The organism is Thalassospira lucentensis, assembly GCF_011806425.1.
In the GTDB taxonomy this organism is placed as follows: domain Bacteria; phylum Pseudomonadota; class Alphaproteobacteria; order Rhodospirillales; family Thalassospiraceae; genus Thalassospira; species Thalassospira lucentensis_B.
In genome coordinates this window covers 500991-513380 of sequence record NZ_JAATOV010000002.1, presented here as the reverse complement: position 1 = coordinate 513380, position 12390 = coordinate 500991, and the positions used below count along the sequence as shown (strand labels likewise).

At 55.0% G+C, this 12390-nt stretch carries 11 protein-coding genes and 1 riboswitch; of the genes, 7 read left to right on the top strand and 4 right to left on the bottom strand.

The features are described from left to right. Nucleotides 1-47 precede the first annotated feature (47 nt). From HCZ99_RS07925 to HCZ99_RS07910, 4 genes are all read left to right on the top strand, one after another. On the top strand, nt 48-956 hold the full coding sequence (locus HCZ99_RS07925; protein ID WP_167446401.1) for an AraC family transcriptional regulator: 909 nt from the start codon (nt 48-50) through the stop codon (nt 954-956). Nucleotides 957-1074: 118 nt separating this feature from the next. Then, a riboswitch (cobalamin riboswitch) is annotated at nt 1075-1277 on the top strand. 223 nt (nt 1278-1500) lie between these two features. Next, nucleotides 1501-2538 (top strand): ABC transporter substrate-binding protein, encoded by a 1038-nt coding sequence (locus HCZ99_RS07920; RefSeq protein ID WP_254869516.1) that lies wholly within the window; start codon nt 1501-1503, stop codon nt 2536-2538. A 34-nt stretch (nt 2539-2572) separates the two neighbouring features. Further along, nucleotides 2573-3613 carry a FecCD family ABC transporter permease gene (locus HCZ99_RS07915; RefSeq protein WP_167446400.1) on the top strand — a complete coding sequence of 347 codons (1041 nt, stop codon included), beginning with the start codon at nt 2573-2575 and terminating at the stop codon, nt 3611-3613. Then, on the top strand, nt 3610-4458 hold the full coding sequence (locus HCZ99_RS07910; RefSeq protein ID WP_167446399.1) for an ABC transporter ATP-binding protein: 849 nt from the start codon (nt 3610-3612) through the stop codon (nt 4456-4458). Before HCZ99_RS07915 ends, HCZ99_RS07910 begins: the two co-directional genes overlap by 4 nt. Nucleotides 4459-4492: 34 nt before the next feature. Here the strand turns inward: HCZ99_RS07910 and purD are convergent, their stop codons facing one another. Next, nucleotides 4493-5776, bottom strand: coding sequence for a phosphoribosylamine--glycine ligase (purD, locus tag HCZ99_RS07905; RefSeq protein WP_167446398.1), 1284 nt, complete (start codon nt 5774-5776; stop codon nt 4493-4495). Nucleotides 5777-5891: 115 nt separating this feature from the next. Between purD and xseA the strand changes: the two genes are divergently transcribed. From xseA to HCZ99_RS07890, 3 genes are read left to right on the top strand one after another with little or no spacing between them, the layout of a single operon-like run. After that, entirely contained in the window at nt 5892-7625 is a 1734-nt protein-coding gene (xseA, locus tag HCZ99_RS07900; protein ID WP_167446397.1) for an exodeoxyribonuclease VII large subunit, read from the top strand. Beyond that, on the top strand, nt 7625-8488 hold the full coding sequence (locus HCZ99_RS07895) for a M23 family metallopeptidase (protein ID WP_167446396.1): 864 nt from the start codon (nt 7625-7627) through the stop codon (nt 8486-8488). The genes xseA and HCZ99_RS07895 overlap by 1 nt, the downstream gene beginning before the upstream one ends. A gap of 15 nt (nt 8489-8503) precedes the next feature. Then, nucleotides 8504-10057 (top strand): gamma-glutamyltransferase family protein, encoded by a 1554-nt coding sequence (locus tag HCZ99_RS07890; protein WP_167446395.1) that lies wholly within the window; start codon nt 8504-8506, stop codon nt 10055-10057. A gap of 29 nt (nt 10058-10086) precedes the next feature. Here the strand turns inward: HCZ99_RS07890 and HCZ99_RS07885 are convergent, their stop codons facing one another. The 3 genes from HCZ99_RS07885 to HCZ99_RS07875 form a co-directional block, all read right to left on the bottom strand. Next, nucleotides 10087-10578: a MarR family winged helix-turn-helix transcriptional regulator gene (locus HCZ99_RS07885; RefSeq protein WP_167446394.1), complete on the bottom strand. Its 492-nt coding sequence runs from the start codon at nt 10576-10578 to the stop codon at nt 10087-10089. A 203-nt stretch (nt 10579-10781) separates the two neighbouring features. Continuing rightward, the gene (locus HCZ99_RS07880) at nt 10782-11375 is read right to left on the bottom strand and encodes a hypothetical protein (RefSeq protein ID WP_167446393.1); all 594 of its coding nucleotides are present in this window, start codon (nt 11373-11375) and stop codon (nt 10782-10784) included. A gap of 128 nt (nt 11376-11503) precedes the next feature. Then, on the bottom strand, nt 11504-12373 hold the full coding sequence (locus HCZ99_RS07875; RefSeq protein ID WP_303047835.1) for an LpxL/LpxP family acyltransferase: 870 nt from the start codon (nt 12371-12373) through the stop codon (nt 11504-11506). Nucleotides 12374-12390: the final 17 nt, after the last annotated feature.

The window sequence follows — 12390 nt, the reverse complement described above, 5'->3', positions numbered from 1 at the left end:
GGATTTGTCATGTATAGTGAACCCAAGTCAAACAAAGGGTTTTGGTGATGGATAACTATCAACGGCTAAGTCAGTTGATTGACAAATACTGTGATCCGGATGGGGCGGTGCGCACAACGGTTGAACCGGTTTCGATATATCGGTCACCCGCACCCAGCCTTAAGGTGCCAACAATTTATAAGCCTTGCCTGTGTCTGATTGTATCGGGCGCAAAGGAAGTCACGCTTGGTCAAGACGTCTATCGCTATGCGCCCGGGCAGTTGCTTGTGGCGTCGGTGGATTTGCCCATCGTCGGGCACGTGATCAATGCGACGAAGGAAGCGCCGTATCGCAGTTTGTCGATTGATCTGGATGGCCAAATACTTAGCGATCTGGTCACGCATATGGACCTTAATATTGCAGGCGATGGTGACAGTTGCCGGGGACTATTTGTTGAAAACACGACGCAAGGATTGGTTGATGCGGTCCTGCGCGTGGTCGAATTGATTGATCAACCCGACGAAATTCCGGTGATGTTGCCGCTTTTGATGCGCGAAGTGCATTACAGATTGCTGCGCACCGGGCAGGGGGGGGTGATTGCCCGCCTTGTCATGGGCGGCAGTAACATGCAGCGCATTTCAGCCGTCTTGCGGCTGCTGAAAGATAATTTCGACAAGCCACTTCGGGTCGAGGACCTTGCCCGGCATGCGAATATGAGCCCATCTTCCTTCCATCACCATTTTAAGGAAGTAACGGCCATGACCCCGTTGCAATATCAAAAACGATTGCGGCTGACGACCGCGCGGCAAATCATGCTGGCCGAAATGAAGGATGCATCTACTGCCGCCTATCAAGTTGGCTATGAAAGCACATCACAGTTTAGCCGCGAATATGCGCGCATGTTTGGCGCCCCGCCCATGCGGGATGTGGCGGCAATCTTGGGTCAGGCACCTTTGGGGGCTGTCATTGCGCCGTAACGGGTTTTGACGCGGGGTAACATCTTTATAACGTTTTATAATGTCGTTTAGCGTGTTGCGCGTGGATGCTGCGTTCGCGTGCGTTCTGCTATTTTCTTGACGGGTGCGGGGGACTATGTGACATCCTTTTCCCGTCGGTATCCGAAAAGGATAAAGGGAATTCGATGCAGGCGTGTTTGATCATGCGCCCGTTAACCGAAGCTGCCCCCGCAACTGTAGGCGGTGAGCCTTTTTCTAATCAATGCCACTGGGGTTTCCCGGGAAGGCCAGAAAAAGCAATGACCCGCGAGCCAGGAGACCTGCCGACATCAAGACGACTGACCGGGCGGGGTGCCTCGGGGAATGTCGGCATGTGTCGCGTGGTCTCTTTTGGGCTTTGTTTAAAAGTCCCAATCCCTTGCGAACCGTCGGTTTTCTCACCTCCCTGTTCTGGTCTGTTGACGATATCGGATTATTCGTTATGTTATAACATAACATTTAATCGGATGATGAGTCTGGCGCATGCTTTGGCAGGCGTCTGATATATCCGCGAAAGGACAGAACATTGATCTCATTGATCAAACGGAACACATTTGCACTGACGGTCGGGGTGATTACCGCAGGCGCAATTTCTTGTTCCACGCCCGCACAGGCCACTGACTACCCCCTCCAGATGGAAAATTGCGGCAACAGCCTGACATTTGATGCGGCCCCGGATCGGGTTGTTTCGATTGGGCAAAGTTCAACAGAAATCCTGTATCTTTTGGGACTGGCCGATAAGGTCGTTGGCACGGCGGTTTGGCTGGGCCCGGTTCTTAATGAATTTAAGGATGTGAACGCCAATATTCCGCGTCTGGCAGACGACGATCCCAGTTTTGAAAGTGTGGTCGGGACAAAGCCACAACTGGTGACGACGCAATTCCAATGGCATGTCGGCCCCAAGGGCGCGGTTGGCACCATCGCGCAATTTAACGAGTTTTCCATTCCGGTCTATACATCCCCGGCTGATTGCAAGGGCAAGGACAACAGCACCGGCGGTGATGGCACGCGCAGTGACGCCTTTTCGATGGCGATGATTTATCAGGAAATCGGCGATCTTGCGAAAATCTTTGACGTCGAGGCACGCGGTGACGCGCTGATTGCCGACCTTAAAGCGCGCGAAAAAGCCGCCCGTGAAAAGGTTGCCGGAATTGCCGATGGTGATGTATCGGCCGTGATCTGGTTTTCCAGTGCCGAACTTGATATCGATCCCTATGTCGCGGGCAAAAAAGGGGCGCCGGGATATATCATGTCGATCCTTGGCGTTGAAAACGTGATCACCAGCAACGAAGAATGGCCAACCGTTGGATGGGAAACCGTCGCACGTGCCAATCCCGATATTATTGTGATTGGCAAAATGGACCGTCGACGTTATCAGGCCGATGATTGGGAACTGAAACTGGATTTCCTGAAAAACGATCCGGTCACACGTCAGATGAAGGCCGTGAAACAAGGACATATCGTTGTGATGGATGCGCAGGCCATGAACCCGACCATTCGTACGATTGACGGGATTGAAACCCTTGCCGATGCCGTTGAAAAATTCGGGATGGTTCGTCAGTGAGTTTTTCTTTGCCGCCCTTAGGTTTGCCTAATCAATGACAGCGCTAACAGTCAATTATCGCAACCCGTTACGCCTGATCACTGCCAGCAGTGCCGCCTTGGTTTTGCTGCTCGTTGTGATCGGTGTTGCGGCGTCGATGGGCGAAACCGCCATTCCGGTGGCGACCGTTTTTAAGGCGGTCGCCAACCATGTTTGGCATGCGGGCTATGACGTGGATGCGATTGATGCGGGGATCATTTGGAATTACCGCATCAGTCGCGCTATTGTGGCTGCAAGTTGCGGGGCATCGCTGGCGGTGGCCGGTGTTGTCTTGCAGGCTTTGCTGCGCAATGCCTTGGCCGATCCCTATTTGCTGGGGATCTCGGCGGGGGCGTCAACCGGCGCGGTCAGTGTGGCGTTGCTGGGTTTTGGCGCCGGTATGTTTGGCGTATCGGTCGGTGCGTTTATTGGCGCCCTTGTCGCCTTTGCCTTTGTCGCAATCTTGGCCTTTCCGGCCGGGCGCGGTGCGGGGGCGATTATTCTGGCTGGTGTTGCCGGATCGCAGCTTTTTAATGCCTTAACATCCTTCATCGTGACCAAAACCGCGACCGCAAACGAAGCACGCGGGATTATGTTCTGGCTTTTGGGCAATCTTAGTGGTGTGCGCTGGTCGGATGTCAGCTTGGCCTTGCCGGTGGCATTGATTGGTGTTGTCATTTGCTTGGCCCATGCGCGGTCGCTTGATGCCTTTACATTCGGGCGGGATTCGGCGGCCTCTGTCGGTGTGCCGGTGCGCCGCGTTTATGTGATTTTGATTGCCTGTGCGGCATCGATGACGGCGGTGATGGTCAGTATTGTTGGCTCCATCGGGTTTGTGGGGCTGGTTATTCCCCATGCCGCCCGGTTCTTTGTCGGCACACGGCATGGCTATTTGCTCCCGCTGTCGGCGGTGATTGGGGCGATCTTTCTGGTGATGGCCGATGTGGTATCGCGCATTATTCTGGAAGGCCAGGTTCTACCGATTGGTGTGATTACAGCCCTTATTGGCGCGCCGGCCTTTGCGCTGATCCTGTGTCATGGAAGGGTTTTGCGATGAGCCTTGAATTGCGCAATGTCGACTGGCAGGCCGGATTTAAAAAGATCATCACCGATATCTCGCTTAAGGTCGAACCGGGCGAGTTTCTGGGCCTGATTGGTCCGAACGGGTCGGGCAAAACCACATTAATGTCGGTTTTAGGTGGACTTAAACGGCCATCGCGCGGTGATGCCACGTTGGACGGGCAGGCGTTAAAGCAAATCGGGCGGCGCAACCTTGCACGCCGGATCGGCTTTGTCGAACAACAGGCCACCACCATTGACCGGATCACCGTGGCCGAGGCGGTGTCATTAGGGCGGACACCGTATTTAAGTTTGCTGTCGCGCTGGTCGGAACGTGATGATGCGGTTGTGCGCGATGCGCTTGATGCGGTGGATATGCGCGCCATGTCTGACCGGGTGTGGCAGACCCTTTCGGGTGGGGAAAAGCAGCGCGTCCATATCGCACGTGCCTTGGCACAAGAACCAGAATATCTGCTGCTGGATGAGCCGACGAACCATCTTGATATCCGTCATCAATTGGGTTTGATGGAATTGGTGCGCACCTTGCCGGTTACCGTCGTTGCGGCCTTGCATGATTTGAACCATGCAGCCCTGTTTTGTGATCGCATTGCCATCGTTGATCACGGCAAAATTTATGCGATTGGTGCGCCGGGTGACATCATCACATCGGAAAATCTGCGCGATGTGTTTGGCATTTCGGCCACGGTTGAACCCGATGACCTTCACCCGGGGCGCTGCATGATCCGCTATCACGCAGGGTCATCGATACCCAAACTGAACTCAGGGACCGATACCCCAACCGCCAAGTTGGCAGAGGACGTAAAAAAAGGCCGGGTTGCGTAAACCCGGCCTTGGTCTTTGTGTTACGCGTTTTGCGTTATTTCTGTTCGCGGGCAACCGCACGCCAGCCGATATCCCGGCGGCAGAACCCATCCGCCCAATCAATCGCATCAACCGCCTGATAGGCGCGCTTTTGCGTTTCGGTAACGGTCGCACCACGTGCGGTCACGCCCAAAACGCGCCCCCCAGATGCAGTCAGTTTATCGCCATCCATCTTGGTTCCAGCATGCAGGACTTTGACTTTGTCCATGGCATCGGCGTCCGCGACGTTTTTGATCTCCGTGCCTTTTTGATACGATCCCGGATATCCGTTGGCGGCCATCACAATGACCATGGCGGTTTCCTCATACCATTCAGGCTTGACCGTATTAAGCGTGCCACTGGCCGCACCATCAAGGATATCAAGCACGTCTGATTTCAGGCGGGTCATCAGAACCTGACATTCCGGGTCGCCAAACCGAATGTTGTATTCGATCAGTTTCGGGTTGCCAGCGTCGTCAATCATAAGCCCGGCAAACAAAACGCCCTTAAACGGGTGTCCTTCGTTGGCCATGCCTTCGACGGTTGGAACAATGATCTGCTCCATCACTTTTGCTTCGACGTCCGCGGTGAATACCGGTGCAGGGGAATAAGCCCCCATTCCGCCCGTGTTCGGGCCAGTGTCGCCTTCGCCAACGGCCTTGTGGTCCTGTGCGGCGACCAATGGGATGACGTTTTTGCCATCGCAGACCGCAAAGAACGATGCTTCTTCGCCGACCAGGAATTCTTCGATGACGATTTCCGCACCGGCATTGCCGAACTTGCCGCCGACCATGCATTCGTCAATCGCATCAAGGGCTTCGTCAATTGTCTGACAAATAATCACGCCCTTGCCCGCGGCCAAACCATCGGTTTTGACCACAATCGGCGCACCATGTTTTTTGACAAACGCCTTGGCATCATCCGGGGTGGTGAAACGGCCATAGGCCGCGGTCGGCACACCGAACTTCGCGACCATGTCCTTCATAAAGCCTTTGGAGCCTTCAAGCTGGGCGGCGGCCTTTGAACAACCAAACGATTTGATGCCCGCACCATCAAGCGCGTCAACAAGGCCTGCAACCAGCGGGGCTTCGGGACCGACGACAACCAGATCAACGCCATTATCCTTGGCAAAGGTCACCAGACCGTCGATATCGCCATCGGAAATCGCAACGCATTCAGCCGAATCGGCGATGCCAGCATTGCCCGGTGCGCACCAGAGTTTGGAGATACGCGGGCTGCGCGCAATGGCCCAACACAGGGCATGTTCGCGTCCACCGCCGCCAACGACCAGAACCTTCATGACTTTATCCTTCGACTTGTCCGATTGCTTGATGGTCCATGCGTGATGAACTAGGCTAGTCGCTTGTCCATCCCGCTTAACAAATTATGCGGGCTTTTAGCATAAAGTGCCCCTGATGACGCAAGATTTGTTCGACCCTTTTGCCCCAGTTCCCGAAACGCCCGCGAAAACGGGAAATGCACCCGAATTTTCGGTCTCTGACCTGTCCAATGCGTTAAAGCGGACCGTCGAAGATGCCTTTTCGTTTGTGCGTGTGCGCGGTGAAATTTCCGGTTTCAAACGTGCCAGCAGCGGCCACATGTATTTGGCGCTGAAAGACGACAAGGCGGTGATTGATGGCGTGTGCTGGCGCGGGCAGGCCGCCAAACTTGGCCTGGTGCCCGAAGACGGCATGGAAGTCATCGTTACCGGACGCCTGACCACGTTCCCCGGCCGGTCGAAATATCAGATCGTGATCGAGACGATGGAAGTCGCGGGCGAAGGCGCGCTTTTAAAGCTTCTTGAAGAACGCAAAAAGAAACTGGCTGGCGAAGGCCTGTTTGACGCAGATCGCAAAAAGCCGATCCCGTTTTTGCCCGATGTGATTGGCATTGTGACATCGCCCACGGGTGCGGTGATCCGCGATATTATGCACCGTCTGCGGGATCGTTTCCCGCGTCGGGTTTTATTGTGGCCTGTGATTGTGCAGGGCAAAGGTTCGGCCGAACAGGTGGCCGAGGCCGTACGCGGCTTTAACGATCTTTTGCCCTATGGCCATATTCCGCGCCCCGACGTTCTGATTGTCGCGCGTGGGGGCGGATCGCTTGAAGATTTGTGGTCCTTTAACGAGGAAATCGTTGCCCGTGCGGTGGCCGATTCTGACATTCCGGTGATTTCGGCGGTTGGCCATGAAACCGATACCACCCTGATTGATTTTGTGTCTGATTTGCGCGCACCCACCCCGACCGGGGCGGCGGAAAAGGCCGTGCCCGTGCGCGTGGACTTGCTCGGACAGGTGGATGAAAACGGACTGCGTTTGTCCCAAGCCGTCCGGCGTTTGGGGATGGAAAAGAAAACCGCGCTTGAAAGTTTGGCACGTGGTTTGGGTGATCCCAAAAGGATGCTCGAAGAACGCAGTCAGACACTTGATAACTGGGCGGATCGTTTGCCACGTGCCGCGGTTAGCGTTGCCCAGCAGGCCCGCGCGCGTTTGAACGAAACCAGCGCACGGTTGGTCAGTCCGCGTGAACAGCTTTCGGAAAAACGCGGCCGGTTGGAAAATGCCGCTGTGCGCTTGGACGGGGCCATGAAATCCGCCCTTCAAACGCAAAAATCGCGTCTTGATCGCGCATCGGCAGGATTGCGCCCAACGGATGCCAAACGTGATGTCGATCGGGCGCGCAAACAGATCATTGATCTTGGTGCGCGGATGGGGGCGGCGGTGAAAAACACCCTTCATCGCGAAGCCGAAGGATTGGCACGCTATGACCGCTTGCTGGAAAGTTATTCCTATCGCAACGTGCTGAAACGCGGCTTTGCCGTGGTGCGCGATGGGGCAGGGCACTTGGTGGAAAAATCGGCAGATATCATCACAGGCCAAGGATATGATCTTGAACTTGGCGATGGGGTTACCCGCGTGACAGCCGGAACGGCAGCAACGTCTGCTGCCTCAGCGCCGTCTGCACCAGCAGCGCCCGAAACGTCACAGGACGCATCGTCTGGCAATGTTGCGGATGAGGCGACGGAACACGGCGCAAAGTCCCCACAAAGCGCTGCCACATCAAAGCCAGAAACGCCCGCCAAACCAAAGGCACCCAAAAAGAAAAACCCACACCCCAAAGATGATGACCGGCAAGGGAGCCTTCTATAATGCGCTTGGCAATTACGACTTTTATTGCGGCAACGGGCCTTATGGCCGCAAGCCTGACGGCGACTAGTGCCAAAGCGGATGAGCCGATCCTGGACGGGCAATTCGTCCAGGGCGGGATTGTGTTTGGTCATGCCAATGCCGGCGATCAGGTTTTGCTGGATGGCACTGCAATTGACACCATCGCGCCCGATGGTCGGTTTGTTCTTGGCTTTGCGCGCGATTACGAAGGCCCGGCGAAACTGACGATTAAGCACACCGATGGGCAAGTCGAAGATTTCACCTATCCGATCAAAGACCGCGAATTTAACATTCAGCGGATCGATGGCCTGCCCAAGAAAATGGTCACACCCGATCCCAACGTCATGAGCCGGATCAAGGATGATTCCCGTCAGGCCCGCGAAGCACGCACCGAACGGTTTAATGAAAAGTTCCTTGAAAGTGGCTTTATCTGGCCGGTCTTGGGGCCGATCAGTGGTGTCTATGGATCGCAACGCATCTTAAACGGCGAACCACGATCCCCGCATTGGGGCGTTGATATCGCGGTGCCGGTGGGTACCCCGGTTGTGGCACCCGCAGACGGGATTGTGACATTGGCCCATCCCGATATGTATTTTTCCGGCGCGACCCTGTTTGTGGATCATGGACTTGGCATGGTGTCGGCCTTTTTGCATCTGTCAGAAATCGACGTCAAAGTCGGCGATGTGGTCAAACAGGGCGATGTGATTGCCAAGGTCGGATCATCAGGCCGCGCAACAGGACCGCATTTGGATTGGCGGGTGAATGTTGGCGCGCAGCGGGTTGACGCGCAATTGTTGGTCCCACCAATGGCCGACGCGCAAAAGGCCGCAAACGCCAAAAATTAACGGGAAACACATGCCATGAAAACGCACGGGGCCGTCGCCGCAGGACATGAAGTCACCGCACAGGCGGCTGCCCGTGTGTTGGATGACGGTGGCAATGCCTTTGACGCGGTGATTGCCGCGATGTGGGCAGCCTGTGTGGCGGAACCGGTTTTGGCATCCCTTGGCGGCGGTGGTTTCGTGATGGCCCGGCCAGCGGGGGAACCGCCGCGGCTTTATGATTTCTTTGTTGAAACGCCGCTTGATAAACGTGGCCGCGAAGAACTGGAATTTGAAAGCCGCATGGCCACCTTTGCCGGTGGCGTGACCCAGGAATTCCACGGCGGATATGGATCGGCGGCGACACCTGGCGTTGTCGCCGGATTGTTTCGTCTGCATGCGGATTTGGCAGGCTTGCCAATGGCGCAATTGGCCGAACCCGCAATTGCGGCGGCGCGCGATGGCATCGAACTAAACGCCTTTCAGCGGTATGTGATGGGCATTGTCGAACCGCTATTGGGCTTTTCGCAAGAAAGCCGGGCGATTTTTGGCAAGGCTGGTCATGAACACCAAGCCGAATTTTCCCTGATTGATGAAGGCACACTTCACAAGCAACCTGATCTTGCCAGTGCCATCGATTATTTGGCGCAAACCGGCGCAGATGGGTTTTATCGCGGCGATCTTGGCCGGGCGTTGGTCGACGCATCGACCACTTGTGGCGGGTATCTGACCGATGCCGATTTGGCGTCCTACCGTGTGTTGGTGCGTGATCCGCTTTTGGTCGCAGGGCGCAACGGACGATTTGTTCTTAATCCACCCCCGGCATCGGGCGGGGTTTTGGTTGGGTTTGGCCTGAAACTGGCACGTCAGATGGGGTTGGGGTCGTTCGGATCAGCACGCTATCTTGAGGCCGTTTCACGTATCTTGCACGCCACCGGGCTTGTGCGTGGTGAATATGGTGCATCGCCTGCCATTTTGTCCGATGAATTGTGCGAACGGTATCAGTCGCTGATTGGCGAACGCCCGCTTAGTCAGCGGGGCACGACCCATATTTCAGTCGTTGATCAGCATGGAAACCTTGCCGCCGCGACGCTTTCAAACGGGTCGTCGTCTGGGCGTGTGGTGCCCAAAACCGGCATCATGATGAACAACATGCTGGGCGAGGCTGATCTTTCGACAGAAGGATTTCATAATTGGCCCTGTGGGGTTCGCATGACATCGATGATGACCCCCGCGCTTTATCTTGGCGCGGACGGATCGTCCGTGGCATTGGGGTCGGGCGGATCAAGCCGCATTCGATCAACCATGCTGCAAGTCATGCTAAATATCGATGCCTTTGACATGACGCTGCATGGGGCGGTTTCTGCGCCCAGATTGCATGTCGAAGATGATTTACTGTCGGTGGAGCCGGGCTTTGATACCGCCCTTCTTGATAGTTTAAGCCTTGAAAATCAGCAGCGATGGGATACCGAGGACATGTTCTTTGGCGGTGTTCATGCCGCAAAGGTCAGTGCCGATGGCAATACATTTTCGGCTGTCGGTGATGCCCGGCGCAACGGCCATCACATCATCATTGGATCAGAACCAAGCTAAGCTGCTTGAAGCTCCGTCCCATCAAAAGATCACGTTTGCGGCGGTGTCCAGTCGACGGCCTTAACATCAAGAATCGGCGCGGCATCGATCTTTTCCGCATCCATCATAAAGGCCACGCGTTGCATTGATGTCAGAAGCTGGGTCTTTTCCCAATTGGGTAGGGCTTCGAATTGGGCAATAAATTCTTCGTGCAACATGGTCGGTGCAGTTGACAAGATTTCGCGCCCGGCATCGGTCAGAACCGTATTAACCACGCGCTTGTCGGTGGTGCTGCGGCGGCGTTCGGCAAGGTTGCGTTGCTCAAGCCGGTTAAGGATGGTGGTTACCGTCGCCTGACTAAGCGACACGTGGCTGGAAATGCGTTTGACCGTGACGTTTTGCAGCTCGTCAATGGCGCGCAACACCATGACTTGCGGAACGGTCAGACCACAGGCCTTCATCATCCGCTTGGAATGCAAATCCGTCGCCCGAATGATCTGACGCAGGGCGACAAGAATGTCCTGCCAGTATGCTTCGGTCATGCTGTTTCCTTCTGTACCGCCGTCAAGGCGTTCTTTTCAAAGTCCGGGGCTAAATGTTTGGCCGATCCGCTGATCAAAGGCCTCTGATCGGGTAACGGGCTTTGGCCGAATGTTCAAGATTATTTTGTGTCATGACAAAGTTCAGCGGCGCGAAATATGCGTAAATTCGGGTGAAAACGCGAAATCCAGTCGTGATTCCCAGTTTAACGGAAACGACGAATAACCGCGAAGATCACGGCAAAGATCCCGATCAGGATGATGGCAACGGCGGCAATCAGCATGGCCTGTTTGGTGCGCAGGTCTCTGGTTTGTTTACGCTCGACATAGACAATTACGTTACGGCGCAATTGATCCATTTCCGGTGTGATGTCAAAACCGCTGCGATAGAGTTTCGCACCGGCACCTGCCAGAAGATCATTGGTTTTGTTCATCTTTTCAATGAACAGGGCAAATCGTTCTTCGGTGTCGGCCAAATCACCCATCGGGTCGTCGTCGCGGTCATTGCTTCTGGCGATGGTAATGGTGGTCTGGGTCAGGTCTTGGCCTTCGTCCTCGATGCACTCAGACAGGCTTTTGCGTGGCGCGCCGGGTGTACATTCCAAGGGGCGATTGCCGTACTCTTCAATTGCTTTGCGCAAATGTTCTTTAAGCTGCTGATCAAGCTCGGCAATGTTAAGGCGGATTTCGCGGGCTGTTTCTTTGATCTTTTCGGTTTCGTGATCCAGCGCCATGCCCGGCCACGAAAGAAACGCCGATCCCGCGAGTATCAGGCAAATAATCATCATTATGCGGGGCAAGACAAACGGGCTCCTGAGGACAGAGGAACATGGTCGAATGGCGACTATGCCCAACGGGCGTTCTCATTCCGTTAATGATGTGGCGGGTTTTTTCGTGTTTTCAATAGATAGGGTTCTGGAATGGCTGATTAGTTCGGCCAGCGCTTATGCGGCCAAAGCCACTGTGCCGGGCGTTCGCGGATCCAACCTTCCAAGGTGGCGTTCACTTCGGTCATGATGTTGGCGATATCCGCATGGCGATCACCTGTTTTCGCGATCTCAAGAGCTGGATAAAACGTTAAGCGGAAATTGGCACCCTTTAGGCGCTCAATCCGAAACGGGACAACCGGGGCATCATATTTTAAGGCAAACTGTGCCAGTGCCGGGGCGGTCATAGCATCACGACCAAAGAACGGCACGGCGATGCCGTTGCTCATTTTCTGATCGACCAGCATGCAGGCATGGCCGTTATTTTTCATCCATCCGGTCAGTTTGCGCGCCCCGTCGGGGCCCTTTTTCACCAACTCGCCGCGCAGGGCTTTGCGCGCGCGCATAAATAAATTATCGACCCACGGATTATCTGGCGCGCGGTAAACCGTCATCATGTCAATCTCAAGGATGGTTGAGATTGACATACCAACTTCCCAGTTGCCGATATGACCAGAAAAGAACAGTCCGGGCTTGCCGGTATTTCGTGTCGCTAGGCCGTGTTCAATGCCGACAATTTCAATGCGATTTTCATCGTACAATTTATGCAGATGGGGAATTTCCCCCACCGACCGGCCAAGGTTTTCCCACATGTCGGCAATGATTTCTTCGATTTCATCGCTGGATTTTTCTGGGAAGGCCCGGGTCAAATTGTTGCGGGCTTTTTTGGTTTGGCCAAGCTTTGGCCCGACTGTGCGCATCAGGCACCCAGCAGCGTTGGACGCCGTATCAATCGGCATAACCGCAAAGAGCCAATACATAAGATGCGCCCCCAACCCCTGAAGCGGGTGGGACAGGTATTTTTGGCGCATTTTGTATAGTTTGCTGT

Bases quoted from the DNA above. Each gene is read 5' to 3' on its own strand.
- HCZ99_RS07925 (WP_167446401.1), top strand. From the start codon at position 48: ATGGATAACTATCAACGGCTAAGTCAGTTGATTGACAAATACTGTGAT.
- HCZ99_RS07915 (WP_167446400.1), top strand. From the start codon at position 2,573: ATGACAGCGCTAACAGTCAATTATCGCAACCCGTTACGCCTGATCACT.
- HCZ99_RS07910 (WP_167446399.1), top strand. From the start codon at position 3,610: ATGAGCCTTGAATTGCGCAATGTCGACTGGCAGGCCGGATTTAAAAAG.
- purD (WP_167446398.1), bottom strand. From the start codon at position 5,776: ATGAAGGTTCTGGTCGTTGGCGGCGGTGGACGCGAACATGCCCTGTGT.
- xseA (WP_167446397.1), top strand. From the start codon at position 5,892: ATGACGCAAGATTTGTTCGACCCTTTTGCCCCAGTTCCCGAAACGCCC.
- HCZ99_RS07895 (WP_167446396.1), top strand. From the start codon at position 7,625: ATGCGCTTGGCAATTACGACTTTTATTGCGGCAACGGGCCTTATGGCC.
- HCZ99_RS07890 (WP_167446395.1), top strand. From the start codon at position 8,504: ATGAAAACGCACGGGGCCGTCGCCGCAGGACATGAAGTCACCGCACAG.
- HCZ99_RS07885 (WP_167446394.1), bottom strand. From the start codon at position 10,578: ATGACCGAAGCATACTGGCAGGACATTCTTGTCGCCCTGCGTCAGATC.
- HCZ99_RS07875 (WP_303047835.1), bottom strand. From the start codon at position 12,373: ATGCGCCAAAAATACCTGTCCCACCCGCTTCAGGGGTTGGGGGCGCAT.